Raw genomic sequence first — 23,324 nt, forward strand, 5'->3', positions numbered from 1 at the left:
TCCTTCGACGGAGCGTCACATGGTAGTCGCCTCAACGGTGTTCATCCCAGCTGGATCGAGCGCTTGGCCAGTCCCATCCAGAATCCGTCGATGACGCTGCGCTGGCTGTCCAGGTCGGCCTCGCCGGCGCCGAGGGTGACGAACAGCGGGGCGAAGTGCTCGGTGCGCGGGTGGGCGAGGCGCCCGGCCGGGGCCTTGTGCTCGAAGTCGAGCAGCGCGTCCAGGTCGTGGGCCTCCAGGGCGCGCCGGCCCCAGTCGTCGAACTCGGCCATCACCGAGGTGATCCGGCCGTCGCTGCTGAGCGCCCGCAGGTTGTGGGTGAAGAAGCCGCTGCCGACGATCAGCACGCCTTCGTCGCGGAGCGGGGCGAGCTTGCGGCCGATCTCCATCAGCCGTTGCGGGTCGAGGGTGGGCAGCGAGACCTGGAGCACCGGGACGTCGGCGTCCGGGTACATCTCCACCAGGGGGACGTACGCGCCGTGGTCGAGCCCGCGGTCGGGGATGTCCTGGACGGGCGTGCCGGGGGCGCGCAGCAGCTTGCGCACGCGCTCGGCGAGCTCCGGTGCTCCGGGGGCGGCGTACTGGACCCGGTAGTAGTGCTCGGGGAAGCCCCAGAAGTCGTACACCAGCGGGATGGTGGTGACGGCGCCGAGGGCGAGCGGGGCCTCCTCCCAGTGGGCGGAGACCATGAGGACGGCCTTGGGCCGGGGCAGGTCGGCCGACCAGGCGGCCAGCTCGCCCGGCCAGATCGGGTCGTCGGCCAGCGGCGGCGCGCCGTGCGACAGGTACAGGGCGGGCATGCGCTCGGGGGCCGCGGTGCTCATGGCGTCCTCCTCGGGACCGTTCGACCGATGGGTGATGCAGATAGTTCAAATTTGAACGTCTACTGGACCGACGGTACACCTTCGTTCGAATTTGAACAACAGGAGTAGGCTTCGTCCCATGTCCCCACTGAACGAACCCCGCTGGCTGGACCCGGACGAGGCCGCCGCCTGGCGGGGCTTCGTCACCGCGAGCAACCTGCTCAACCGGCGGCTGGAACGCCAGCTCAAGGAGGACTCCGGGCTCTCCCACCAGCAGTACGAGATCCTGGTGCACCTGTCCGCCGCCCCCGGCGGCTCGCTGCGGATGACCGAACTCGCCGACAAGCTGGTCACCTCCAAGAGCGGCCTCACCTACCAGGTCACCCAACTGGAGCGGGCGGGTCTGGTCGCCCGCCGCTCCTGCCCCAGCGACGTGCGCGGCGTCATCGCCGAACTCACCGAGCAGGGGCGGGAGGCGCTGCGCCAGGCCGCGCCCGGGCACGTCGCCCTGGTGCGCGAGCTGCTGATCGACGTGCTCACCCGCGAGCAGCTCACGGTGCTCGCCGAGGGCCTCGGCGCGGTCAGCGCCCGGCTGCGCCCGGAGGACGCCTAGCCTGTCCCCTCTGCCCCCCTGCCCCGCCCCCCGAATCCCGCCCTCGCTCCGCTCCGGTTCAGCCGAGCGCCGCCGCCCGCTCCAGCAGCAGCTTCCGCTCCCGCTCGTTGCGGGTCAGCCCCGCCGCCCGCTCGAACTCCGCCCGGGCCTCCGCCACCCGCCCCAGCCGGGCCAGCAGATCGCCCCGCACGCTCGGCAGCAGGTGGTAGCCGCGCAGCGCCGGTTCCGGCGCCAGCTCGTCGACCAGCTCCAGCGCCGCCGCCGGGCCCTGGGACATCGAGACCGCCACCGCCCGGTTCAGCGCCACCACCGGGGAGGGCGACAGCACCAGCAGCCGCTCGTACAGCGCGGCGATGGTCGCCCAGTCGGTGTCCGCGTAGCGCCGCGCCTTGGCGTGGCAGGCGGCGATCGCGGCCTGCACCGAGTACGGTCCGATGCCCGCCCGCTGCAGGGCGTCGAAGCCGCGGCGGATCAGCAGCCCGTCCCAGTGGGCCCGGTTCTGCTCGGCCAGCAGCAGGGGCCGCCCGTCCGGCCCGGTCCGGGCGGCCGTGCGCGAGGCCTGGAACTCCAGCAGCGCGGCCAGTCCGTGCGCCTCCGGTTCGGCCGGCATCAGCGCGGCCAGCACCCGGGCCAGCCGCAGCGCGTCCTCGCACAGCTGGGGGCGGACCAGGTCGTCCCCCGCGGTCGCCGAGTAGCCCTCGTTGAAGATCAGGTAGATGACCTCCAGCACCGAGGAGAGCCGCTGCGCCCGGTCCTCCCCGTACGGCACCTCGAACGGCACCTCCGCCTTCGCCAGCGTCCGCTTCGCCCGGACGATCCGCTGCGCCACCGTCGACTCGGGCACCAGGAAGGCGCGGGCGATCTCCGGCGTGGTGAGGCCGCCGAGCAGTCGGAGGGTGAGGGCGATCCGCGAGTCCGCCGGGAGCACCGGGTGGCAGGCGGTGAAGATCAGCCGCAGAAGGTCGTCGTCGATGTCGTCGGGCTCGGCCGGCTCCGGGGGCGGCACGTCCTGAGCCGACCGCCCCACCTCGGTGAGCTTGCGGGCGTAGACCTCCCGGCGGCGGACCAGGTCGATCGCCCGGTGCCTGGCGGCGACCGTCAGCCAGGCGCCCGGATTGTCGGGGACGCCCTCCCGCGGCCACTGCTCCAGCGCGGCCACCACCGCGTCCTGCGCCAGCTCCTCGGCGATGCCCACGTCCCGTACGATCCGGGCGACCCCGGCGATGATCCGCCCGGACTCGATCCGGAACACCGTCTCCACGGCCACCGCCACGGTTCTTCGGGTAACAGCCCTCTCCGTCACGGCCACCCATCAGAGCAGCCGACGGAGAGGGAGGCAATCACCGCCGCGGGGTTACTTCGGTGGCTCGGGCATCTCGTCGATCCGCCGGACCTCCGCCTCGACCGGCCAGTGCACGGGGTGGGCCTGGAGGAAGCGCCGGGTCCACTCCAGGGCCTCGGCGTGGTCCTTGCACTGGAGGATGGCGTAGCCGCCGACGACCTCCTTGGTCTCGGTGAACGGCCCGTCGGTACAGCCGATCTTCCCGTCGTTCCAGGTCAGCCGGGTGCCCTGGGAGGTCGGGGTGAGGCCGGCGGTCTCCAGCATCACGCCGGCCTTGGTGATCTCCTCGAACAGGGCCCCCATCCGCTGCTCGAAGCCCGGATCCGGTTCCCATCCGTCGCGGGCCTGCTCGTCGATGCGGATCAGCGTCATGAAGCGCGGCATGGTGACTCCTCGGTCGTGCGGGCGGGGCCTCTCCCCGCCCCTCACCCCTGCGTCGAACGGGCCGACGTGTGATCGACACCCGCTGCGGAGAATTCTTCCGGCTCCGGCCGCTCCATGCCCGCTCCGCGCCCGGTTCGCGACCGGTCCGGGATCGCTCCGCGACCGGTCTGCGACTGATCCACGACGGGGCCCCGCACCTGCGAGCTGAAGTCCATCCGATCCATCGCATCTGCGAATGCCGGGCCCGCCGCTCGGGTAGTCCTCCTCGCGGGCCGCGGCGCCGCGGCCCGCGAGGAGGGAGCACCCATGACCCCGCCGAGAGCCACCGTCCGACTCCACGGCCACCTCGACCGCCCCGCCGAGCTGACGGTGGCGCAACTGCGCGCCCTCCCCGCCCGCCGCGTCGAGGTCAGCTTCGACTGCCGGACCGCGGGCGAGCGGCGCCACGGCTACGAGGGCCCGGCGCTGCTGGACGTGCTGCGCGCCGCCCGTCACCGGATCGACTTCTCCGGCCGCAAGCAGCGGCTGAGCTTCCTGCTCTCCGTGGCCGGCGCCGACGGCCACCGGGTGGTGGTCTCCTGGGCCGAGATCGACCCGGACTTCGGCGGCCAGGAGATCCTGCTCGCCACCAGCATGGACGGCGCCCCGCTGGACGCGGCCGGCCCGCAGCTCGTCGTCCCCGACGACCGCTGCGGCGCCCGCTACGTCAGCTCCGTCACCGCCGTCTGGCTCGGCCCCCTCGGCGACCCGGCGCGCCCCGCCGTCTGACGCCCGGCCGCCCGGCCGCCCACCTCACGGACCCTGCCGTCCAGGCCCGGCGGCCGCACGCCGGAAGGGCCGGACGGCGGTCCGAAAACACTCGCCGGAGCCGGGTTTCCGTGCCAACATGCCCCATATGGGGACGATTCTGCACGGCACCTTGGTCACGCTCCGCCCGGCCACCGGCGACGACATCCCGGCGCTGGCGGCCATCCGCGGCACGCCCGAGGTGTTCTCCCGCTGGCGGGGCGGCGAGGACCTGGCCGGCGAGGTCGCCAACGACCTGGAATCGCCCGGCACCGAGACCTTCGCGATCGACCTCGGCGGCAAGGTGGTCGGCGCCATCCAGTGGTACGCCAACAACGACGACGAGTACCGGCACGCCGGGATGGACCTCTACCTCGACCCGACGGTGCACGGCCTGGGCCTGGGCACCGACGCCGTGCGCACCATGGCCCGGCACCTGGTGCACGACCACCACTACCACCGGCTGGTGATCGACCCGGCCGCGGACAACCTCGCCGCGATCCGCTGCTACACCAAGGTCGGCTTCCGTACCGTCGGCACCATGCGCCAGTACGAGCGCGGCCCGGACGGCACCTGGCACGACAACCTGCTGATGGATCTGCTCGCGGACGAGCTGCTCGAAGGCTGAGGGGCCCGGCCGGGCCTTCGCCCCCCGACTCCTTGCCCCGACTCCTTGCCCCGACTCCTTGCCCCGGGCCCCCTTGCCTCCGGCGTCAGGTCCCCCGCGTCAGGCCCCCGCGTCAGGCCCGGGCCGTGGCCGGCGGGCAGCCGCAGGAGCGCCGGACCACCAGCTCGGTCGGGAAGGTGCGGGTGCCCTGGGCGCGGCGCTCCGGCCCGCCGAGGACGAGTTCCAGCGCGGCGCGGGCCATCTCGTCCTGCGCCGTGGTGACGGTGGTCAGCGCGGGCCCGGCGATCACCGCCTCCGCGATGTCGTCGAAGCCGACCACCGCGAGGTCCTCCGGCACCCGGATGCCGAGGTCGTCGGCGGCCCGCAGCAGGCCGATCGCCTGGTCGTCCGTCGCACAGAACACGGCGGACGGCCGGTCGGGCCGGGCGAGCAGGACGAGCGCCTCGGCGTGCGCCCGGACCCGGTCGAACGGCGCCGGGAAGAGCCGCCCCTCGGTGGGCAGCCCGGCCTCCCTCAGCGCGGCGGCCCAGCCGGCCGTCCGCCCGGTGACCGGGTCGTGCGGGCTGAGCGCGAGGGTGCCGCCGAAGCAGTGCACCTCGGCGTGGCCGTGCCCGAGCAGGTGGCGGACCACCTCGCGGGCGCCGCCCTCGTCGTCCGCGACCACGGCGACGCCGCCGGCGCTCTCGGTCCGGTGGTGCAGCAGCACGACCGGGGTGCCGTCGGCCACGTCGAAGCCGGTCAGTCCGGGGGTGGCCGGGTCCTGGGTGACCAGGATCAGACCGTCCACCTGCATCCCGAGGAACGCGCGGATGTAGTGGGCCTCGCGCTCGTCGGCGTAGTCGGAGTTGCCGATCAGCAGCAGCCGGCCGTGCTCGGCGGCGGCCTGCTCGACGGCGTGAGCGAGCCCGGCGAAGAAGGGCTGGCGGGCGTCCGGCACCACCATCCCGAGCAGGTCGGTCCGCTGCCGGGCCATCGCCTGGGCGACCCGGTTCGGCCGGTAGCCGAGCTCCTCGACCGCCGCGAGCACCCGCGCCCGGGTCGCCGCCGCCACCGGCCGCGGCCCGTCGTTGATCACATAACTCACGACTGCCGTGGACGTCCCCGCCACCCGCGCCACATCGTCCCGTGTCACCCTCGCCATGACCGTTGAGCCTACACAGCCCCTCCGAGCGGCCTCTTTGCCGAGTCTCCGGCGGACTCCGCGGCCGGGTACCCGGCCGAGGCCCCGGCCGTGGTTCCCCGCCGGATTCCCGGCCGAGGCCCCGGCCGCCCCGATCGGCCCCGTGCGGTTGCGCCCCGGCCCCGGCCGCCCGGAGGGTGGCGGGACAGGTGGCGCCCGGAGCCGCCACCGCCGACCGTGGGAGCAGGCCGATGAGCGCGCCGCCGCACCGGCGGGCCGTCCGGAGCACGCGCCCGGCGGCCCGGCCACGGGTCCGCATCCACGCCCGGGTGCGGGCCGCGCGGGGCTCGGCGCCGGTGCCCAGGGTCGCCCCCTGGCGCCCGTACGCGGTGCTGGCGGCGATCCTGCTGTTCTGCGCGGCCGGGTTGCTGCTCTACCTCGACGAGCGCTCCAGCCGCGGCCACGCCCAGGTGGTGGGCGCCGCGCCCGGGCCGGACTTCCTGGAGGTCGACGTGACGCTGCAGCGGGTGGACGCGGCCGCGCAGACGCTCACCGCGAAGGTCCTGGTCCAGCCGCACGGCGCCCTGGGGCAGGCGGACAGCCTGCTGGTCCCGGCCGGGGACGTGGTGCTGGAGACCACCTCGCTGGAACAGACCACGCTCAGGTACCCGGCCGGCCAGCCGATCGGCTCCAGCGCGGTGGCCTTCAACCTCTTCGACGGGCGGGTCTCGGACTACCCGTTCGACCACTACAACGCGTTCGTCGGGTTCCAGGCCACCGTCGGCGGGCGGCCGGTCCCGGTGGTGATCGGCCTGATCGAGGCCGACCCCTCCTTCGTCTTCCGGCGGACCCGGGAGGCGAGCGAGGACAGCGGCATCGTGGTGACCGAGCGGATCAGCCGCTCGCGCAGCACCTTCATCCTGGCCTGGTTCATGATGGCCGCGATGTGGGCGCTGGCGCTGTCCGTGCTGGTGGCGGCCGGGCTGATCGTCCGGCAGCGGCGCGGCATCGTCTGGCCCGCCCTCGGCTGGATGGCGGCCACGCTGTTCGCCCTGGTCGGCATGCGCAACGCCGCACCCGGCAACCCGCCGATCGGCTCGCTGCTGGACTACGCGGCGTTCTTCTGGGCGGAACTGCTGGTCGCGGTCGGCCTGACCATGGTCGTGGTGCGCGGCGCCCGCGTCGAGGGCGGCCACAGGCCCTAGCGGGCGCCGTCCGCCACCGGGAGGCGTGGTGTGTCAGACACGCCTCAGTACGCGTACGCCGCGGTGACGTCGGCCGACAGGCCCCGCAGCCGACAGCTCCGCGGTCAGACCGCCTGGGCCGCGTCGGGCACGACCACCGTGAGCGAGGTCTCCCGGAGCAGGAAGTCGAGCGACTCGTAGAGCCGGCGGGCCGGGTTGCCCTCGGACACCACCAGCGTCACGTCGGCGTGTCCGCGCGCCGCGGCGTCCCCGAGGGTGCGGCGGAGCAGGTCGGCGCCGAGGCCGCGGTAGCCGCGCTCCGGGTGGCGGAAGACGTCGGCGACCCAGGGCAGGCCGTCCCGGTCGGTGAGCACCAGCCCGCCGACCACGCGGTCCTCGGCGTCCACCGCGAGCAGGCTGGACGGCAGCACCGGGCCGATGGTCTTCCCCGCGAGCAGCGGGGCGATCCGCTCGGCCAGCACCTGGGCGTCCTCGCCCGGGTAGAAGTCGACGTGGCCGGGGGCGAAGGCGGCCCGCCAGGCCTCGTACAGCTCCTCGGGCGCACGGTCGCAGGGCACCGCGCGCAGGCCCTCGCGCAGCGGCGTTCCGGCCCAGTCGGCGGGCGGGGGGTCGGCGCGCAGGTCGCGGCGGAAGGTGTGGGCGTGCCGCAGCACCCGCGCGCCGTGCGCCACCAGTTCCCGCCCGAGCGCGGGCGGTCCGGAGACCACCCACCCGGCCAGCTCGGCCCGGATGAAGCCGACGGCGTCCGCCGACTCGTCCAGGACCTCCAACAGGTCGGCCCAGGGCCGCCCCTCCCGCTCGTCCAGCAGGTAGCGCAGCACCGGCTCGCCGTCGGCACCCCGCCTGACCACCCAGTCCTCGGCCATGGCCCACCCCACAATCTCGCCCGTGGGTCTCGCCCACGATCCCGCCCACGATCCCGCCCACGATCCCGTTCACGATCCCGCGATCGTTCGTACGGCGGCCCATGCTCACCGAGGCGTCGCGGCCGGGCAACCGGTTATTTCAGGCCACCACCGCGGCCCGGACGCAGAGCACGTCCGGCAGGTGGGAGAGCAGCAGCGACCAGCTCTCGCCTTCGTCCCGGCTGCCGTACACGTCGCCGGTCCGGTTGCCGAAGTAGATGCCCGCCGGGTCGGCGTCATCGGTGCGCAGGGCGTCACGCAGCACGATGCCGTAGTGGTCCTCGCCGGGCAGGCCCTCGGCGAGCTGCTGCCAGCTGGTGCCGCCGTCGGTGGTGCGGAAGACCCGGCAGCGGCGGCCGGGCGGGATGCGGTCGTCCGCGCCGCCGAGCGGGAAGAGGTAGGCGGTGTCGGCCCGGCGCGGGTGGGCGGCCACCGCGAACCCGAACTCGGCGGGCAGCCCGTCCACGATCGAGCGCCAGCTGCCGCCCCAGTCGTCGCTGCGGTAGACGCCGCCGTGGTTCTGGAGGTAGAGCCGGTCCGGGTGGACGGGGTCCGGGGCGATCTTGTGCACGCACTGGCCGAACTCCGGGTACTGGCCCTCCTCCGGGAAGAACTCGGCGCGCAGGCCGGTGTTGGAGGGCTGCCAGCTGTCGCCGCCGTCCTTGCTGCGGTAGACGCCGCCGCTGGAGACGGCGACCAGCAGCCGTTGCGGGTCGCGCGGGTCGGTCAGGATGGTGTGCAGGCCCTGGCCGCCGTAGCCGGCGCCCCACTGCGGCCGCTGTGGGTGGTTCCAGAGCGGTTCGACCAGCGCGAAGCTCTCGCCGCCGTCGGTGGAGCGGAACAGCGCGGCCGGTTCGGTGCCCGCGTAGACGACGCCGGGGGCCTCCGCTCCGGCGGGATGGAGCTGCCAGACCCGGGTGAGCGAGGCGCCGGTGGACTCGGGGAAGCGGATGGCCGGCTGCGGCGGCTCGTACCAGGTGGCGCCGAGGTCGTCGGAGCGCCAGACCGACGGCCCCCAGTGGCTGCTGTCGGCGCCGACCAGGATCCTGGTCCGGCCGTCGCGGCGGTCGACGGAGACGGAGTAGATCGCGTTCATCGGGAAGTGCGGCCCGCTGAACTCCCACGTCAGCCGGTCGCGGCTACGGCCGAGAAAGAGGCCCTTCTCGGTTCCGACGGCCAACAGCACCTCGGTCATGCCTCACACCACCTGGTCACGTGCACGGCCCCCCGGGACGGCCCCCGACTGCCAGTGTCCCGCCGACCACCGGTGGTCACATCTCGCCGCGCCGGTCACCCGGGAGGCCGACGGGAACGTCGGCCTCCCGGGCGGCCACGTGCTGACGGGCTACCCCCGGCAGTCCTCCAGCAGCCGCAGCCAGACCTCGCTGATCGTCGGGTACGAGGGCACCGCGTGCCAGAGCCGGTCGATCGGCACCTCGCCGACCACCGCGACGGTCGCCGAGTGCAGCAGTTCGGCCACCCCGGGGCCGACGAGGCAGGCGCCGACGAGCACCTTCCGGTCCAGGTCGAAGATCACCCGGGCCCGGCCCCGGTAGTCGTCGCCGTAGAGCGAGGCCCCGGCGACGGAGCCGATCTCGTGGTCGACGGTCTTCACCCGCAGCCCGGCCGCCTCGGCGGCGGCCCGGGTGAGGCCGACGGCGGCGACCTCGGGCTGGGTGAACACCACCTGGGGCGCGCCCGCGAGGTCGGCGGACGCGGCGTGCGCGCCCCAGCGCGAGGTGTCCAGCGGGCGCCCCTGGGCGCGGGCGGCGATCGCGGCGCCGGTGATCCGGGCCTGGTACTTCCCCTGATGGGTGAGCAGCGCCCGGTGGTTGACGTCCCCGGCGGCGTAGAGCCACTCGCCGTCCACGCCGAGCACCGTGCAGCTGTCGTCCACCTCCAGCCAGTCGCCCGGCTTCAGGCCGACCTGCTCCAGCCCGACGTCGGCGGTGCGCGGGGCCCGGCCGGTCGCGTACAGCACCTCGTCGGCGGTCAGCGTCCCGCCGCCGTCGAGCGTGAGGGTCACCGGCCCGGAGCCGTCCGCCCGCTTCAGCGCGGTGACCTCGGTGCCGAAGCGGAGGTCCACCCCGGTGGCGCGCAGGCCCTCCGCGACCAGCTCGCCCGCGAACGGCTCCATCCGCGGCAGCAGCCGCTCGCCGCGCACCAGCAGCACCACCTCGGAGCCGAGCGCCCGCCAGGCGGCGGCCATCTCCACCCCGACCACGCCGCCGCCGATCACGGCCAGCCGCCCGGGGACGGTCTGCGAGCCGGTCGCCTCCCGGTTGGTCCACGGGTGGGCCTCGGCGAGCCCCGGGACGTGCGCGGGCAGCACCGGGCGGCTGCCGGTGCACACCGCGACGGCGTGCCGGGCGGTGAGCACCCGCTCGCTGCCGTCCTCGGCCTCCACCGTCACCGTCCGGACCCCGGCCAGCCGGCCGTGGCCGCGGACCAGCTCGATGCCGGTGTCCCGCAGCCACTTCACCTGGCCGTCGTCCTTCCAACCGGAGGTGAAGGAGTTCCGCCGGGCCAGCACCGCGGCCGGGTCCAGCCGCCCGTCGCCGACCGCCTCCCGGGAGCCGGCCACCGCGCGGGCCTCGGCCAGCGCGGCCACCGGCCGCAGCAGCGCCTTGCTGGGCATGCAGGCCCAGTACGAGCACTCGCCACCGACCAGCTCGGCCTCCACGATCACGGTGCGCAGCCCGGCGGCGACCGTCCGGTCCGCCACGTTCTCGCCGGTCGGGCCGGCCCCCAGGACGATGACGTCGTACTCCTCGGCGGTGCTGGTCATGCCCTGTCCTCCGTCGTCTCGATGGCCACCCCGGCCCGCGCGGCGGGGGTGACCGGCGTGCGGTCGCAGATGTCGAGCGGCCGGGCGCGCCGGTCCCGGCCGCCGGTCGGGGCGGCCCTGCGGGAGAGCGGGCCGCGGCCGCCTTCGGTTCCGTACCCGAGCCCGACCGGGAGCGCCCGCGGCGGCCACCGCTCGTGCCCGTCGCGCGTCCGCGGGGTGCCCGCGGTGCGGGAGCCGGGCACGACGCGCGGCGGGGCGGACCGCCCCGCGCCGCGGCCCGTCCGGAACTCCGGCACGGTGTCCGGTGGTTCGGTACGGCTGGGCTGCTCGCGCACGGGTGCTCGCTCTTCGCTCGGGTACGGCGTGGGCCCCATCCTGCCGGTCCGGGCGCGGTTGCGCGACGGACGGACACGCGGAGGGCGCCGTCGGGCACACCGTTGGGCACGGACGGGACAGGCCGGGGCCCGGGGCCGGCGAAGGGGCGGCTCAGAGCGCGGCGAGCTCCGCCAGCAGCGCCGCCGTGTCGGCCGGGCGGGAGAACATCGGCCAGTGCCCGGTGGGCAGTTCGCGCAGCTCCCAGTTCGGCCCGGACATCCCGGCGAAGTACGGGTGCCCGGCGGCGATCAGCTCGCGCACCTGGGAGAGCGGGAAGGAGCAGGAGACCAGCGCCTGCGGCAGCGCGGCCCCGGCGCCGGTCAGCCGCAGCCGGTCCCGGAACGCCCCGGCCGGGTGCGGGGTGGCGTGGGAGCGGATGCGCGCGAGGGTGGCCTCGTCCAGCCCCGCCACGCTCGCGCCGTGCTCGGCCAGGTACTCCCAGGACGGCATCGGGAGGCGGCCGTCGACCACCGAGGCCTCGGCCGTCTCCCGGTAGTCGGGCTGCCAGACGTCCTGGACCGCGGAGCCGTCGATCAGCGGGCCGCTGTCCAGGTAGACCACCCGGCGGATCCGCTCCGGCATCCGGTCGGCGAGCCCGCCCACCGGGGCGCAGGCGCCGCTGTGCCCGACCAGGACGACGTCCGACAGGTCCTCCCGGACCAGCAGCCCGGCGAGGTCCGCGATGTGGTCCTCCAGCCCGAACTCACCCGCCTCGACCGCGCGTTCGGCCACCCCGGGCAGGCTGACGGCGTACACGCGGTGCCCGGCCGCACGCAGCGGCGCGGCCACCTCGTCCCAGGCCCAGGCGCCGATCCAGAATCCGGGGACCAGTACGAACGTGCTCATGGCGGATCACTCCTTCGTCGGTGGGATGGCTGGGGAGGCCTCGACGGGCCGCGGAGGCGTCGACGGGCCCGTGGAAGGACCGCGCCGAGGTGGGGCCTCCTCCACCGCCGACTCTAGGATCGGATCCGGACAGAAGTCGCCCGGATTTCCTCCGCGTCGCCGTCGCGCCTCCGGAAGGGCGACACGGAGGCCGTACGGCGGAGGCCAGGAGAGCGGCGGCCAGGAGAGGGGAGGAGCGCACGGTGGAGCACCCGGTCAGCCGAATCCTCACCCTGCTGGAGCTGCTCCAGGACCGCCCCGGCCTGACCGGCGCCGAACTGGCCGCCCGGCTCGACGTGGACGAGCGCACCGTCCGCCGCTACGCCGCCCGGCTCGCCGAACTCGGCATCCCCGTCCAGGCCGACCGCGGCCGCTACGGCGGCTACCGCCTGCGGCCCGGCTACCGGCTGCCCCCGCTGATGCTCAACCCGGAGGAGGCCGCCTCCGTCGTGCTCGGCCTGCTGGCCGGCCGCAGCTCCGGCCTGGCGGTGGGGGAGGAGGCCACCGAGACCGCCCTCGCCAAGATCCAGCGAGTGCTGCCCCCACCGCTGCGCGACCGCGTCCGCGCCGTCGAACAGACCCTGGGCCTCACCGCCGTCCCGGCCACCGGCCCGGGCCCGGCCGCCGCCGCGCTGTTCACCCTGGCCGAGGCGGCCCGCCGACGGCGCCGGGTGCGGCTCGCCTACCGGGACCGCGAGGACCGGCCCAGCGAGCGCGAGTTCGACCCGTACGGGCTGGTCTTCCACTCCGGGCGCTGGTACACCACCGGACTCGACCACCGCAGCGGCGAGCCGCGCACCTTCCGGCTGGACCGGATCACCCGGGTGGAGCAGGGCGAGGCCGGCTTCGAGCCGCCCGAGGACTTCGACCCGGTCCAGCGGGTGGTGGAGTCACTGGCCGCCGCGCCCTGGCGGCACCGGGTGGAGGTGGAGCTGGAGCTCGGCCTCGCCGAGGCCCGCCGCCGGCTGCCGCCCGCCGTCGGCACGCTCACCGAACTCGCCGAGGACCGCGTGCTGCTGCGGGCCCGGGCGCAGAACCTCGACGGCGTCGCGGTGCTGCTGGCCGGTCTGGGCCGGCCGTTCACCGTCCGCGAGCCCGCCGCACTGCGCGCCGAGGTGCGGGCGCTCGCGGCCCGGCTCGCCGCCTGGGGCGCCGAGCCCGCCTGACCGGCCGCGGCCGGGGTACGGCGAGGGCCCGGGGAGACGGTGCTCCCCGGGCCCTCGGGCGTCCGGACCGGGCCCGGCCACGCGTCCTGATCAGGCCTGGCCGCCGGCCGCCTGCTCCTCGGCGACCTTGCGCTTCACATCGGCCATGTCCAGGCTGCGGGCCTGGTTGATCAGGTCCTCGAACACCGTCTCCGGCAGGGCGCCGGGCTGCGAGAAGACGAGCACGCCCTCGCGGATGATCGCCAGCGTCGGGATCGACTGGACCTCGAACGCGGCAGCCAGCTCGTGCTGCGCCTCGGTGTCCACCTTGGCGAAGACCAGGTCCGGGTGGCGCTCGGCCGCCTTCTCGAACACCGGGGCGAACTGGCGGCACGGCCCGCACCACCCGGCCCAGAAGTCGATGAAGACGAAGTCCTTGCCCTCCGGGCCCGGGACGATGTCGTCGAAGTTCTCCTTGGTCAGCTCGACCGTGCTGCTCATCTCGCGATTCCTTCCCTTCCGGAGGTGGCGGTTCAGACCGTTGCCCGCCACAACGGTCCCGGTCGGCGGGGTATTCCGGAGCCTTCGGCACCCGGGTTGAGCACTCGGCGGCCACCGCCCGTACGGAAGGGTGTCCGGTCCGTCCCGAACCCGTCCCCCGCGGGAGGCACCCCATGCCCAGCACACTCCGCACCCGCCGCCGGACCGTGGCGCTGACCGCCTCCGGCATCGCGGCGGCCGCCCTGATCGCCGGCTGCGGTTCGTCCGGCGGCTCCTCGCACCCGTCGAGCAGCCCGAGCGCCCCGGCGAGCGTCACCATGCAGACCGCCCAGGACCCGAAGCTGGGCACGATCGTCACCGACAGCGCCGGCTTCACGCTCTACCGCTTCGACCAGGACCGCAACAGCCCGCCGGAGTCCTCCTGCAACGGCAGCTGCGCCGTCATCTGGCCGCCCGAGCACGCCAACGGCGACGTCACGGTCAAGGGCATCGACAGCAAGCTGGTCGGCACCGTCACCCGCGCCGACGGCACCAAGCAGGTCACCCTGAACGGCTGGCCGGCCTACCGCTACTCGCCGGACACCAAGCCCGGCGACACCAAGGGCCAGGGCGTCGGCGGCACCTGGTTCGCGCTGACCCCGAGCGGCGGCAGGGCGGGCGCCACCGGCGGTTCCATGCCGATGCCCGGCACCCCCGCTCCGAGCACCCCGGCGCCCAGCAACCCGATGCCCAGCACCCCGGGCTACTGACCGGTCCCGACCGCCCTCGACCAGGAGGCCCGGGTGCGCAACGATGAAGTGGTGACCGAGGAGCACCCCGTCGGCCGCACCGGCGGCCACGGCACGGGGGCGACGCCGGACGAGGACCTGATGCGCGCCCTGTACCGGGAGCACGCCGGTCCGCTGTTCGGGTTCGTGCTCCACCTGGTCGCCGGGGACCGGCAGCGGGCCGAGGACGTCGTGCAGGAGACGCTGGTCCGCGCCTGGCGCAACATCCACCGGCTCGACCCGGAGGCCGGCTCGCTGCGGCCCTGGCTGGTCACGGTCGCCCGGCGGATCGTGATCGACGGCCACCGCAGCGCCCTGGCCCGGCCGCGCGAAGTGGACGCCGCGGTGCTGGAGCAGCTGCCCGCCGAGGACGAGATCGACCGGGCCCTGCGGATGATGACCGTCGCGGACGCGCTCGGAGACCTCTCGCCCGCGCACCGCGAGATCATCGTCGAGACCTATCTGAAGGGCCGCACGGCCGTCGAGGCGGCCGCCGAACTCGGCATCCCGGCCGGGACGGTGCGCTCGCGGGTGTTCTACGCGCTGCGCTCGCTCAGGCTCGCGCTGGAGGAACGGGGAGTGACATCGTGACCGGACACCCCGACCCCGACCCTGGCCGCGACCGGACGCCCGGCCTGCCGGACGGCACCTCCGGAGTGCCTCGCGAAGCCGCCGCCGGCCCGGAGCACGTGGACGCCGGCGCGTACGTCCTCGGCCTGCTGGAGCCCGCCGAGCAGGCCGCCTTCGAGCAGCACCTCGCCGACTGCCCGCAGTGTGCCGAGCAGGTGGCCGAACTCGCCACCGTGGAACCGCTGTTGGCCGAGTACGCGGCGACCGCGCGGGCCGCCGGAACGGACCCGGCCGGCCCCGCCCCGCAACCGGACCCGCGGCTGCTGGACCGCCTCGTCGCCGAGGTCGGCACCACCCGGCGGCGGGGCCGGATCCGGCGGCTGGTGCTGGCCCTGGCCGCGACCGCGATGGTGGCGGCCGGCCCCGCCGTCACCGCCGCCGTGCTCACCGCCGAGCAGACGCCCGCCGTGGTCGCGGTGGCCGAGCAGTTCAGCGCCACCGACCCGAGCACCGGCGCCCACGCCACCGTCGGCCTGAACGGCACCACCTGGGGCACCCAGGTCAGCCTGCAACTCTCCGGCGTCCAGGGCCCGTTGACCTGCCGGCTGGTCGCCGTCTCGCACACCGGCGAGCAGCAGACCGTCACCAGCTGGTCCGTCCCCGCGACCGGCTACGGGGCCGGGGGCGGGGGCGGCACCGTGCGCACCACCGGCGGCGCGGCCCTCCAGCCCGGGGACATCGACCACTTCGAGGTCCTCGTCCAGGACAGCGGCGCGCTACTGGTCACGGTCCCGGCGCACCACTCCTGACTCCCGCAGGACCGTGTAGGACTCCAGCCGCTCCACCCGGGCCGTCCCCCGTACACCAGGCCAGTGCGGGCTCGGCTCACCGGTACCGGTCATGTGCTCCCGCTGCCAGGTCCGGCTCCAGCCGACCCGCAGCGCGGGCTCGAAGCTGTGCCACCCCTCGCAGTCGCAGGGCGTCAGCACCCGGGCGCAGCTCCGGCACAGCTCGGCGCGGCCGTGTCCGGTCGGTAGCTCCACCGGCGGGCCCTGCTCCCCGCAGGCCGGGCAGCCGGGCAACTCGGCGCCGTCCAGCAGCGCGATCTGCCGCCGGACGTAGTCGGGCAGCCGCAACGAAGGGTGCAGGAACGGGTCGTGCTCCCAGGCCGCGTTCGGCGAGCCCCACCAGAGCCGGTGCCACCACGCCGTCTCCGGCGCTTTCCGCAGCCCGGCCCGCTTCTGCGCCCGGCGCCGCGCCGCGTACTCCTCGGCCCGGGCCCGCCACAGCTCGCGCGCCTCGTGCAGCTCGTCCACCGCGCGGACCAGCGCCTCCGGGTCGGCCTCCAGGAGGCGCGGCATCCGGGCGCTGACGGTGAGGTGGTGGTAGGTCGCCCGCAGGCCGTACGGCGCGAAGCGGGTCAGGCACGTGCGCAGCGCGGCGTGCCGCCGGTACACCGGGAGCGAGGAGTCGTGGACCAGGGCCCGGTGGGTGTGGAAGCTGGTCATGCCGGAGACTCCTGGGCCGGCTCCAGGTCCAGTGCCCGGGCGAGCGCGGCGGTGACGGCGGTGGCATGCTCGGGCAGCTGCCGCCGGGCCCAGCCCGCGGCCAGGTCGAGGAAGTCCCGCAGGTCCCGCTCGACTCCGGCGAGCAGCCGGCGCAGCTCGTCCACCGGCAGCTCGATCACCGGGCCCTCGCCGCTCTCGGCGCCCCCGCCGCTCTCGGCGTTCCGGGTCAGCCGGACGACCCGGCCGACGCACTCGGCCCGGGCGTCGGGATCGTGCCCGAACCAGGCGGTGCCGGAGCCGTCCGTGACGTCCAGCCACTCGCGCCAGTCCTCCAGGCCGTTGCAGCAGCCCGGCTCGAAGACGGCGCCGGTGGCCGGGTCGGTCACCACCAGCCCGCCGGGGGCGTACGGGTGCGACTCGGTGAGCAGCCCGTGCAGGAAGGCGCCCACCGGATCCGCCGGCCGGGGACCGCGCTCCTCGGCCTGACCGGGGTCGGGCTCGACGTCGTTGCGATCGGCCAGCAGCCACACCGCCGTCCCGACCTCGGCCGCCGTCAGCCGCCCGCTCAGCGCAAGGCTCCCGTACGGCCCGTGGCTGCCCGTCGGCCAGAGCGCGAAGCCCTCGGGGGTGGAGATCTCCAGGACCGCTCGCATCGACATCATCCGCCGATCATCCCGAACGCCCCACCATCGTGACCAGCGGATTGACGCCCCACGCCCGCCCGCCGTCGACCGCCCCGTGCCGCGTTCCGGGCCGGTCGGCGACGGCGACGGGGAGCCGACCCCGTCGCCGCCCGGCTCGTCCGACCGGCCTGCGCCGCGATCCGCACCAGGGCGGGCCGGCCCTGGGGGCGAGGTGCCGTTGGACGAGCGGAAGTGGCGGTCCGGGCGGTCCGGGCGGTCCGGGTGACGGGGTGGCGGGGTGACGGGGTGATGGCGATGGCGGAGCGTCGGCCTCCTTCGGCTCAACCGGCCTGGGCTGCGATCCGGGCCAGCACGCGTCCGCAGTGGCGGGCGAAGGCGCGCTGGGCGAGGGGGAGCAGCGGGCCGGCGAGGCGGGCGTACCAGGCGACCGGCCGGCTGAACGCGGTGACGGAGAACCGGACCCGGCCGTCCGGGGTCAGCTCGACCGGGAAGGTCTCCTCGCCCGGGCCAGGTGCCCGGTCCTGGTGCCGTAGGTGAAGCCGTACCGGTCGGGGCCGTCGAGCGCGGCCAGCACCCGGTTGGGGGCCTCGGCCCGGAGCGGGCCGAGGCCGATGGCGCACCGTACGGCGACGCCGGGGGCGGCGCGGTCGGCCGCCGCGTCGATCCGGACGCCGGCGAGCCGGTGCATCCGCCAGTCGAGCAGGGCGGCACCGGCGGCCTCCAGGGCGGGGCGGCCGTGGCCGATGAGTGCGCTGTGCCGCAGGTGGTTGTAGCCGGCGGGCAGCTCGCCGGTGCGGCTGGCGCCCAACTCGGGGTAGCTGTAGTCGTTCATCGAGCGGTCTCCGACGGGTCGATCCGGGTAGGGGAGGTCCGGTCCGTGGTGGTCCGGCCCCTGGCGGTTCGGTCCCTGGCGGCCCGGCCGACGACGGCCCGGTCCGCGGCGATCCGGCGCCAGGCGAGCAGGGCGCAGAGCGCGAAGCCGAGGGCGTTGCCGACGCCGTGGGTGGCGGCCATCCAGGTCAGGGTGGGGTGGGGGAGTCCGGCGGCCCGGCCGAGCGCCCACCACAGGGCGAGCAGCATGGTGAGCGCGAGGACGGCCGAGGAGGCGGCGAGCAGTCGCGCGGTGACGGGATCGCCGCTGCGGGGCCGCAGTTCGCGCCAGGTGACCAGGCCGACCAGCCACATGCCGGTGGTCAGTACGGCGGCTCCGGCGAACTGCCACCAGTCGCCGAGGAAGTACCCGGCCAGCACCAGCAGGGTGCCCGCCGGGACGCTGAGCGCCGCGCAGCGGGCCGCGGTCGAGTCCGGGCGGGCGGCGCGGCAGACCAGTCCGGCGACCAGGGCGGCGGTGAACCCGGCGTAGTGGAAGTGCGGGACGGTGAGCGCCAGGATGTGCGGCTCGAAGCCGAACAACGGGTAGCCGGAGCGTTCGGCGACGAGGGCGACCCCGGCCACCGAGGGCGCGGCGAGCGCGGTGAGCACCGCGATCTCGGCGGGCGCGAGTGAGCGGGTGCGGGTCAGCCGCAGTGGCGCGTGCAGGGCGACGGCCAGGGTGCCGAGGGCGTAGAGCAGGGCGCAGCCGGTGGCCGGGCCGCCGCGTGGCAGCCAGAGCGAGAGTGCGCCGGGTACGGCGGCGAGCGGCCAGAGCCGGCGGATCCGGGCGAGCCCGGGCTCGTCGACCAGGGCGAGGCCGAGCGGGACGACGGCGCCCATGCCGAGCAGGATCAGCAGGTCGACCAGTTCCGTGGTGCCTCTTCCCATCGCCGGCACACCCCCTTGAACGCGTTCAAATAGCTTGCGCCGCCGACTCTACGTGGCAAGTTGAACGTGTTCAACTTGCCCTCGGGAATCGCCGCGGCGCCGCCCCCGGAGCCGCCCCGGCCGGGCTGGCCTGGTGTTCACGGTGGGCGCGGCGCACTCTGGAGGGGTAACCGATGGAGGTGATCCGCCATGCAGACTCTGGTCGGTTGGCACATCGAGATGGAGTTTCGCGAAGAGGGGCCGCGGACCAGCGCCGCCGCGATGGTGCGGCTCGCCGACGGGACCGAACTGCGCGCCCACGGCTACAGCAGCCGTCACCCCTCCGACCCGGAACAGCTTCGGGTCGGCGAGGAGATCGCCGGCGCCCGCGCGCTCAACGAGCTCGCCTCACAGCTGCTCACCAAGGCCCACGGCGAGATCCAGGAGGTCAGTCCGGTCCCGACCCACCCGCTGTCCTGACCGTCCCTCGTCGTGGGCGGCTTCGGAAGCGCCGAGTGCCGGGGCGACCCTCTCCGGGGCCCCGGCACTCCGTGGGGATCGACGGTCCGCCGGATGGCACGGACCCGCGCGGACCCGCCGGATGGCACGGACCCGCGCGGACCCGCCGGATGGCACGGGTCCGCCGGTTGACACGGTCCGTCAGTTGACGCAGTAGCTGCCCGGCGGCTGCCACTCCGGTCCGACCAGCCGCTGCTCCAGTTCGTTCGGCGTGATCCGGATGCCGACCGTCCCGGCCAGCCCCACCCGGAACCGGCTGCGGGCCAGCGCGACCAGCGCCGTCAGGCCGTACTTGTTGATCAGCGAGGTGCGGTAGCGGGCGGTGTCGTCGGCGTCGCAGAGCCGCGCCCGGGCCGGGACCTGGCGGCCGGTGGGGCGCCCGTGGGCGTCGCAGGGGCCGATCAGTACCCGGGGGTGGCGGCGGATCCGTTCGGCCTCGCCGGAGTGGGCCGGGGTCCAGACCCCGAGGGCGGTGCCGTCCTGCACCACCCAGAGCTGCGATTCCATCCGGCTGCCGTCCTCGCCGAAGGTGGTGAGCAGGAGGTACCTGCTGTCGGCGAGCCGGTCGGTTGGGTCGTGCACCTGTCCTCCCTGTGCCGTCGGGGGGTGCGGGTCAGTGCCCGTGGCCCTCGGTGATCTCGCGGTACTCCTCGGCGGTGGGCTTGGGGATCCGGCCGCCCTCGCCGTGGAATCCGCGGGAGAGCCGGGTCCGGGTGCGGGTGAGCGCCCCCGCCGGGCGGGCCACTCCATTCTCGTCCAGCGGGGCGGGCAGTTCGAGGGGGCGGGGCTGTTCGTGCGCCGTGAGCCGGTGCAGTTCCCGCTGCGGGAGCGGGGCGTGCGCCTCGGTGAACTCGCCGTGCGGCAGGCGCTTGATCACACCGGTCTCGCGCCCGTGCAGCACCTTGTCGCGGTCCCGGCGCTGGAGGCCCAGGCACCAGCGCTTGGTGACGACGAAGACGACCACCGGGACGACGAAGACGCCGACGCGGGCGGCGTACGTGATGCTGTTGAGCGACAGGTGCAGGTGGGTGGCGATCAGGTCGTTGCCGCCGGCCGCCAGGGCGACCAGGTACACGCTGATCCAGGCCGCGCCGAGCGCGGTGCGGACGGGCGCGTTGCGCGGCCGGTCGAGCAGGTGGTGCTCCCGCTTGTCGTCGATCACCCAGCCCTCGATGAACGGGTAGACCGCGATGGCGCCCAGGACCAGCGGGAACAGCGCGAACGGGATGAGCACCCCGAGGTTGAGGGTGTGGCCCCACAGGCCGATCTCCCAGCCGGGCATGATCCGGATCAGGCCCTCGGCGAAGCCCATGTACCAGTCCGGCTGGGCGTCGGTGGAGACCTGGTCCGGCCGGTACGGGCCGTACGCCCAGATCGGGTTGACGGTCGCGATCGCCGAGACCAGCGCGATGATGCCGAAGACGAGGAAGAAGAACCCGCCGGCCTTGGCCATGTAGACCGGCATCAGCGGCATGCCGACGACGTTCTTCTCGGTCCGTCCGGGCCCGGCCCACTGGGTGTGCTTGTGGTAGAAGACCAGGATCAGGTGGGCCACCAGCAGACCGAGCATGATGCCCGGGATCAGCAGTACGTGGATGGTGAAGAACCGCGGCACGATGTCGTGGCCGGGGAACTCCCCGCCGAAGAGGAACATCTGGATGTACGTGCCGACCAGCGGCACGGCGAGGATCGAGCCCTCGATGAACCGGATGCCGGTGCCGGAGAGCAGGTCGTCCGGCAGGGAGTAGCCGAAGAAGCCGTCCAGCATGCCGAGGAAGAGCAGCAGGAAGCCGAAGACCCAGTTGATCTCGCGCGGCTTGCGGAAGGCGCCGGTGAAGAACACCCGCATCATGTGGACGAACATGGCGGCGACGAAGACGATCGCCGCCCAGTGGTGGATCTGCCGGATCAGCAGTCCGCCGCGCACCTCGAAGCTGATGTCGACCGTGGAGGCGTAGGCCTCCGACATCGGGACGCCCTTGAGCGGCACGTACGAGCCGGCGTAGACCACCTCGCCCATGCTGGGCTTGAAGAACAGCGTCAGCCAGACACCGGTCAGGATGATGATCAGGAAGGTGTAGAGGCAGATCTCGCCCAGCATGAAGGACCAGTGGTCCGGGAAGATCTTCCGCAGGTTCGCCCTGGCCAGGGAGTAGATCCCCAGCCGGCCGTCCGCCCAGTCGGCGGCCCGCTGCCCCCGCCCAGGGCTCTGATTCCGGGTCATGTGCACGCACCTCGGTCCGAAGGAAACGGGGAGGAGTCCCCGATTCGCACTGAGGGCCACCATAATCGGGGAGTGATCCCCACTTCTACCCCGGGGGGTCCCCGTGGCCCGGTAAACCCGGGAACCCGGGTTCCGCTGTCCGGGAAGCCCGGGCGGTCCCCGCGGTCCCGGAAACGGCGAGCGGCCCGCCCGGTGTCGTGGAAGACACCGGACGGGCCGCGTACGCACCCGAGCGACCCCTGGCCGTCAGTGCACCAGCACCGGCACGTCGTTCTCCTTCGCCGCGCCCTGGCCGGAGCCCGCCGCGGCACCCGGCCGGCCGGCGTTGATGAAGGTGAAGGCGACCGCGGCGGCCGCCACCAGGATCCCGAAGGACACCCAGATCGCGGTCGAGAAGCCGTGCACCATGCCCTGGAACTGGAGCGCCTTGGCGGCCTCCGGCGAGACGGCCGCCGCCGCGGTGGCGTGCGAGGCCAGCCACCCGGTGGTCGCGCTGGCCGCGATGGTGTTCAGCAGCGCGGTGCCGATGGCGCCGCCGACCTGCTGCGAGGTGTTGACCATCGCCGAGGCCACGCCCGCGTCGCGCGGCTGGACGCCGTGCGTGGCGAGGCTCATGGCCGGCATGAACGCGGTGCCCATGCCGAGGCCCATCAGGACCAGGCCGGGCAGGATCAGCGCCGGGTACGAGGTGTCCAGGTCGATGTGGGTCAGCAGGAACATGCCGGCCGAGGCGACCAGGAAGCCGGGCGCCATCAGGTAGCGGGCCGGGACCCTGGTCATCAGCCGGGCGCCGATCTGGGTCGAGCCGGTGATCATGCCCGCCACCATCGGCAGGAAGGCCACGCCGGTCAGCACCGGGCTGTAGCCGAGCACGATCTGCATGTAGTAGGTCAGGAAGAGGAACAGGCCGAACATGCCGATCACGGCCATGCCCAGCGACAGGTACACCCCGCCGCGGTTGCGGTCCAGCACCACGCGCAGCGGCAGCAGCGGGGCCTTGACCCGGCGCTCCACCAGCACGAAGGCGGCCAGCAGCACGGCGGCCGCGACGAACAGCCCCACGGTGGTGCCGGACGACCAGCCGTCCGACTCGGCGCGGGTGAAGCCGTAGACCAGCGCGACCAGGCCGGTGGTCACCAGCAGCACGCCCGGGACGTCCAGCCGGTTGCGGTTGCGGCCCTCGGCGGGCTCGCGGATCACCAGCACGGCGCCGACGGCGGCCGCGATGGCGAACGGGATGTTGACGAAGAAGGTCCAGCGCCAGTTCATGTACTCGGTGAGCAGGCCGCCGAGGATCAGACCGATGGCGCCACCGCCACCGGCGATCGCACCGAAGATGCCGAAGGCCTTGGCCCGCTCGCGCGCCTCGGTGAAGGTCACGGCGAGCAGCGACAGCGCGGCCGGCGCGAGCAGCGCGCCGAACACGCCCTGGAGCGCGCGGGCGCCGAGCAGCATCGCCGTGTTGGCCGCGGCGCCGCCGAGTGCCGAGGCGAGGGCGAAGCCGGTCAGGCCGACGATGAAGGTCCGCTTGCGTCCCCAGAGGTCCGCGATCCGGCCGCCGAACAGCAGCAGGCCGCCGAAGGCCAGCGCGTAGGCGGTGATCACCCACTGGCGGTTGCCGTCGGAGATGCCCAGGTCGTGCTGCGCGGACGGCAGGGCGATGTTCACGATGGTCGCGTCGAGGACGACCATCAGCTGGGCGAGGCCGATGAATATCAGCGCCTTCCAGCGCCGGGGATCGGGAAGCGTCGCCGGGTGGGCGTCGGTTTGAGGCATGGGGGTACTCACTTCACGGTGCGTGTGGTGTGCGTGAACGGTCGAGCGCCGGACGGCAACGGTCAACTGCCGTACGGGAAAGGGTGGTTCGCCGCA

25 protein-coding genes and 1 pseudogene are annotated in these 23,324 nt (G+C 74.5%); 9 read left to right on the plus strand and 17 right to left on the minus strand.

Annotated features, from left to right (window positions below; genetic code table 11):
* Positions 1–41 precede the first annotated feature (41 nt).
* Entirely contained in the window at positions 42–824 is a 783-nt protein-coding gene (locus ACFWP2_RS17380; protein WP_380451973.1) for a dioxygenase, read from the minus strand.
* A 127-nt stretch (positions 825–951) separates the two neighbouring features.
* Between ACFWP2_RS17380 and ACFWP2_RS17385 the strand changes: the two genes are divergently transcribed.
* Positions 952–1,416, plus strand: coding sequence for a MarR family winged helix-turn-helix transcriptional regulator (locus ACFWP2_RS17385; RefSeq protein ID WP_380452057.1), 465 nt, complete (start codon positions 952–954; stop codon positions 1,414–1,416).
* Positions 1,417–1,474: 58 nt separating this feature from the next.
* Here the strand turns inward: ACFWP2_RS17385 and ACFWP2_RS17390 are convergent, their stop codons facing one another.
* On the minus strand, positions 1,475–2,689 hold the full coding sequence (locus ACFWP2_RS17390; RefSeq protein WP_380451975.1) for an RNA polymerase sigma factor: 1,215 nt from the start codon (positions 2,687–2,689) through the stop codon (positions 1,475–1,477).
* An 81-nt stretch (positions 2,690–2,770) separates the two neighbouring features.
* Complete coding sequence (locus ACFWP2_RS17395; protein ID WP_380451977.1) at positions 2,771–3,142, minus strand: YciI family protein; 372 nt, start codon at positions 3,140–3,142, stop codon at positions 2,771–2,773.
* Between the two features lie 306 nt (positions 3,143–3,448).
* Between ACFWP2_RS17395 and ACFWP2_RS17400 the strand changes: the two genes are divergently transcribed.
* Both ACFWP2_RS17400 and ACFWP2_RS17405 read left to right on the plus strand, forming a co-directional pair.
* Positions 3,449–3,910, plus strand: a complete 462-nt coding sequence (locus tag ACFWP2_RS17400) for a molybdopterin-dependent oxidoreductase (protein ID WP_380451979.1) — start codon at positions 3,449–3,451, stop codon at positions 3,908–3,910.
* A gap of 127 nt (positions 3,911–4,037) precedes the next feature.
* The gene (locus ACFWP2_RS17405) at positions 4,038–4,556 is read left to right on the plus strand and encodes a GNAT family N-acetyltransferase (RefSeq protein WP_380451981.1); all 519 of its coding nucleotides are present in this window, start codon (positions 4,038–4,040) and stop codon (positions 4,554–4,556) included.
* A 112-nt stretch (positions 4,557–4,668) separates the two neighbouring features.
* Here ACFWP2_RS17405 and ACFWP2_RS17410 read toward each other — a convergent pair whose 3' ends face one another.
* Positions 4,669–5,697 (minus strand): LacI family DNA-binding transcriptional regulator, encoded by a 1,029-nt coding sequence (locus tag ACFWP2_RS17410; protein WP_380451983.1) that lies wholly within the window; start codon positions 5,695–5,697, stop codon positions 4,669–4,671.
* A gap of 230 nt (positions 5,698–5,927) precedes the next feature.
* Here ACFWP2_RS17410 and ACFWP2_RS17415 point away from each other — a divergent pair, with 230 nt between their 5' ends.
* Positions 5,928–6,881 carry a DUF4436 family protein gene (locus ACFWP2_RS17415; protein ID WP_380451985.1) on the plus strand — a complete coding sequence of 318 codons (954 nt, stop codon included), beginning with the start codon at positions 5,928–5,930 and terminating at the stop codon, positions 6,879–6,881.
* Between the two features lie 104 nt (positions 6,882–6,985).
* Here ACFWP2_RS17415 and ACFWP2_RS17420 read toward each other — a convergent pair whose 3' ends face one another.
* The 5 genes from ACFWP2_RS17420 to ACFWP2_RS17440 all read right to left on the minus strand — a co-directional run bounded on the left by ACFWP2_RS17420 (position 6,986) and on the right by ACFWP2_RS17440 (position 11,795).
* Positions 6,986–7,747, minus strand: a complete 762-nt coding sequence (locus tag ACFWP2_RS17420) for a GNAT family N-acetyltransferase (protein ID WP_380451987.1) — start codon at positions 7,745–7,747, stop codon at positions 6,986–6,988.
* A gap of 139 nt (positions 7,748–7,886) precedes the next feature.
* A complete protein-coding gene (locus tag ACFWP2_RS17425) occupies positions 7,887–8,981 on the minus strand; it encodes a WD40/YVTN/BNR-like repeat-containing protein (RefSeq protein ID WP_380451989.1) in 1,095 nt (364 codons plus the stop codon).
* A 150-nt stretch (positions 8,982–9,131) separates the two neighbouring features.
* Complete coding sequence (locus ACFWP2_RS17430; RefSeq protein ID WP_380451991.1) at positions 9,132–10,574, minus strand: dihydrolipoyl dehydrogenase family protein; 1,443 nt, start codon at positions 10,572–10,574, stop codon at positions 9,132–9,134.
* Positions 10,571–10,909: a hypothetical protein gene (locus ACFWP2_RS17435; protein WP_380451993.1), complete on the minus strand. Its 339-nt coding sequence runs from the start codon at positions 10,907–10,909 to the stop codon at positions 10,571–10,573. The genes ACFWP2_RS17430 and ACFWP2_RS17435 overlap by 4 nt, the downstream gene beginning before the upstream one ends.
* Before the next feature lie 151 nt (positions 10,910–11,060).
* On the minus strand, positions 11,061–11,795 hold the full coding sequence (locus ACFWP2_RS17440) for an alpha/beta fold hydrolase (protein WP_380451995.1): 735 nt from the start codon (positions 11,793–11,795) through the stop codon (positions 11,061–11,063).
* A 242-nt stretch (positions 11,796–12,037) separates the two neighbouring features.
* Here ACFWP2_RS17440 and ACFWP2_RS17445 point away from each other — a divergent pair, with 242 nt between their 5' ends.
* The gene (locus ACFWP2_RS17445; protein ID WP_380451997.1) at positions 12,038–13,000 is read left to right on the plus strand and encodes a helix-turn-helix transcriptional regulator; all 963 of its coding nucleotides are present in this window, start codon (positions 12,038–12,040) and stop codon (positions 12,998–13,000) included.
* Between the two features lie 90 nt (positions 13,001–13,090).
* On the opposite strand, the gene ACFWP2_RS17450 is transcribed toward ACFWP2_RS17445, so the two are convergent.
* The gene (locus ACFWP2_RS17450) at positions 13,091–13,480 is read right to left on the minus strand and encodes a thioredoxin family protein (protein ID WP_380451999.1); all 390 of its coding nucleotides are present in this window, start codon (positions 13,478–13,480) and stop codon (positions 13,091–13,093) included.
* A 173-nt stretch (positions 13,481–13,653) separates the two neighbouring features.
* Here ACFWP2_RS17450 and ACFWP2_RS17455 point away from each other — a divergent pair, with 173 nt between their 5' ends.
* From ACFWP2_RS17455 to ACFWP2_RS17465, 3 genes are read left to right on the plus strand one after another with little or no spacing between them, the layout of a single operon-like run.
* Positions 13,654–14,229, plus strand: coding sequence for a hypothetical protein (locus ACFWP2_RS17455; RefSeq protein ID WP_380452001.1), 576 nt, complete (start codon positions 13,654–13,656; stop codon positions 14,227–14,229).
* A 51-nt stretch (positions 14,230–14,280) separates the two neighbouring features.
* Positions 14,281–14,838 (plus strand): sigma-70 family RNA polymerase sigma factor, encoded by a 558-nt coding sequence (locus tag ACFWP2_RS17460; protein ID WP_380452060.1) that lies wholly within the window; start codon positions 14,281–14,283, stop codon positions 14,836–14,838.
* Complete coding sequence (locus tag ACFWP2_RS17465) at positions 14,835–15,626, plus strand: zf-HC2 domain-containing protein (RefSeq protein WP_380452003.1); 792 nt, start codon at positions 14,835–14,837, stop codon at positions 15,624–15,626. The genes ACFWP2_RS17460 and ACFWP2_RS17465 overlap by 4 nt, the downstream gene beginning before the upstream one ends.
* On the opposite strand, the gene ACFWP2_RS17470 is transcribed toward ACFWP2_RS17465, so the two are convergent.
* From ACFWP2_RS17470 to ACFWP2_RS17485, 4 genes and pseudogenes are all read right to left on the minus strand, one after another.
* The gene (locus ACFWP2_RS17470) at positions 15,594–16,325 is read right to left on the minus strand and encodes a hypothetical protein (RefSeq protein WP_380452005.1); all 732 of its coding nucleotides are present in this window, start codon (positions 16,323–16,325) and stop codon (positions 15,594–15,596) included. The genes ACFWP2_RS17465 and ACFWP2_RS17470 overlap by 33 nt on opposite strands.
* Complete coding sequence (locus ACFWP2_RS17475; RefSeq protein ID WP_380452007.1) at positions 16,322–16,987, minus strand: hypothetical protein; 666 nt, start codon at positions 16,985–16,987, stop codon at positions 16,322–16,324. The genes ACFWP2_RS17470 and ACFWP2_RS17475 overlap by 4 nt, the downstream gene beginning before the upstream one ends.
* Before the next feature lie 302 nt (positions 16,988–17,289).
* Positions 17,290–17,801, minus strand: a pseudogene (locus ACFWP2_RS17480) (DUF1990 family protein).
* Positions 17,798–18,730 carry a YndJ family protein gene (locus tag ACFWP2_RS17485; protein ID WP_380452009.1) on the minus strand — a complete coding sequence of 311 codons (933 nt, stop codon included), beginning with the start codon at positions 18,728–18,730 and terminating at the stop codon, positions 17,798–17,800. Before ACFWP2_RS17485 ends, ACFWP2_RS17480 begins: the two are co-directional and overlap by 4 nt.
* A 189-nt stretch (positions 18,731–18,919) precedes the next feature.
* Here ACFWP2_RS17485 and ACFWP2_RS17490 point away from each other — a divergent pair, with 189 nt between their 5' ends.
* Entirely contained in the window at positions 18,920–19,189 is a 270-nt protein-coding gene (locus ACFWP2_RS17490; protein ID WP_380452011.1) for a DUF1876 domain-containing protein, read from the plus strand.
* 180 nt (positions 19,190–19,369) lie between these two features.
* On the opposite strand, the gene ACFWP2_RS17495 is transcribed toward ACFWP2_RS17490, so the two are convergent.
* From ACFWP2_RS17495 to ACFWP2_RS17505, 3 genes are all read right to left on the minus strand, one after another.
* Positions 19,370–19,810: a PPOX class F420-dependent oxidoreductase gene (locus tag ACFWP2_RS17495; RefSeq protein WP_380452014.1), complete on the minus strand. Its 441-nt coding sequence runs from the start codon at positions 19,808–19,810 to the stop codon at positions 19,370–19,372.
* 31 nt (positions 19,811–19,841) lie between these two features.
* The gene (locus ACFWP2_RS17500; RefSeq protein ID WP_380452016.1) at positions 19,842–21,452 is read right to left on the minus strand and encodes a cytochrome bc complex cytochrome b subunit; all 1,611 of its coding nucleotides are present in this window, start codon (positions 21,450–21,452) and stop codon (positions 19,842–19,844) included.
* 246 nt (positions 21,453–21,698) lie between these two features.
* The gene (locus ACFWP2_RS17505; protein ID WP_380452019.1) at positions 21,699–23,228 is read right to left on the minus strand and encodes an MFS transporter; all 1,530 of its coding nucleotides are present in this window, start codon (positions 23,226–23,228) and stop codon (positions 21,699–21,701) included.
* Between the last annotated feature and the right edge of the window lie 96 nt (positions 23,229–23,324).

The organism is Kitasatospora sp. NPDC058444, assembly GCF_042721415.1.
GTDB lineage: Bacteria > Actinomycetota > Actinomycetes > Streptomycetales > Streptomycetaceae > Kitasatospora.

What these genes read in the sequence shown, in the direction of transcription:
- ACFWP2_RS17405 (WP_380451981.1), top strand. Translation starts at nt 4,038, where the DNA reads ATGGGGACGATTCTGCACGGCACCTTGGTCACGCTCCGCCCGGCCACC.
- ACFWP2_RS17505 (WP_380452019.1), bottom strand. Translation starts at nt 23,228, where the DNA reads ATGCCTCAAACCGACGCCCACCCGGCGACGCTTCCCGATCCCCGGCGC.
- ACFWP2_RS17475 (WP_380452007.1), bottom strand. Translation starts at nt 16,987, where the DNA reads ATGATGTCGATGCGAGCGGTCCTGGAGATCTCCACCCCCGAGGGCTTC.
- ACFWP2_RS17500 (WP_380452016.1), bottom strand. Translation starts at nt 21,452, where the DNA reads ATGACCCGGAATCAGAGCCCTGGGCGGGGGCAGCGGGCCGCCGACTGG.
- ACFWP2_RS17400 (WP_380451979.1), top strand. Translation starts at nt 3,449, where the DNA reads ATGACCCCGCCGAGAGCCACCGTCCGACTCCACGGCCACCTCGACCGC.
- ACFWP2_RS17490 (WP_380452011.1), top strand. Translation starts at nt 18,920, where the DNA reads ATGCAGACTCTGGTCGGTTGGCACATCGAGATGGAGTTTCGCGAAGAG.
- ACFWP2_RS17420 (WP_380451987.1), bottom strand. Translation starts at nt 7,747, where the DNA reads ATGGCCGAGGACTGGGTGGTCAGGCGGGGTGCCGACGGCGAGCCGGTG.
- ACFWP2_RS17425 (WP_380451989.1), bottom strand. Translation starts at nt 8,981, where the DNA reads ATGACCGAGGTGCTGTTGGCCGTCGGAACCGAGAAGGGCCTCTTTCTC.
- ACFWP2_RS17470 (WP_380452005.1), bottom strand. Translation starts at nt 16,325, where the DNA reads ATGACCAGCTTCCACACCCACCGGGCCCTGGTCCACGACTCCTCGCTC.
- ACFWP2_RS17450 (WP_380451999.1), bottom strand. Translation starts at nt 13,480, where the DNA reads ATGAGCAGCACGGTCGAGCTGACCAAGGAGAACTTCGACGACATCGTC.
- ACFWP2_RS17380 (WP_380451973.1), bottom strand. Translation starts at nt 824, where the DNA reads ATGAGCACCGCGGCCCCCGAGCGCATGCCCGCCCTGTACCTGTCGCAC.
- ACFWP2_RS17440 (WP_380451995.1), bottom strand. Translation starts at nt 11,795, where the DNA reads ATGAGCACGTTCGTACTGGTCCCCGGATTCTGGATCGGCGCCTGGGCC.
- ACFWP2_RS17485 (WP_380452009.1), bottom strand. Translation starts at nt 18,730, where the DNA reads ATGGGAAGAGGCACCACGGAACTGGTCGACCTGCTGATCCTGCTCGGC.
- ACFWP2_RS17395 (WP_380451977.1), bottom strand. Translation starts at nt 3,142, where the DNA reads ATGCCGCGCTTCATGACGCTGATCCGCATCGACGAGCAGGCCCGCGAC.
- ACFWP2_RS17430 (WP_380451991.1), bottom strand. Translation starts at nt 10,574, where the DNA reads ATGACCAGCACCGCCGAGGAGTACGACGTCATCGTCCTGGGGGCCGGC.
- ACFWP2_RS17415 (WP_380451985.1), top strand. Translation starts at nt 5,928, where the DNA reads ATGAGCGCGCCGCCGCACCGGCGGGCCGTCCGGAGCACGCGCCCGGCG.
- ACFWP2_RS17410 (WP_380451983.1), bottom strand. Translation starts at nt 5,697, where the DNA reads ATGGCGAGGGTGACACGGGACGATGTGGCGCGGGTGGCGGGGACGTCC.
- ACFWP2_RS17455 (WP_380452001.1), top strand. Translation starts at nt 13,654, where the DNA reads ATGCCCAGCACACTCCGCACCCGCCGCCGGACCGTGGCGCTGACCGCC.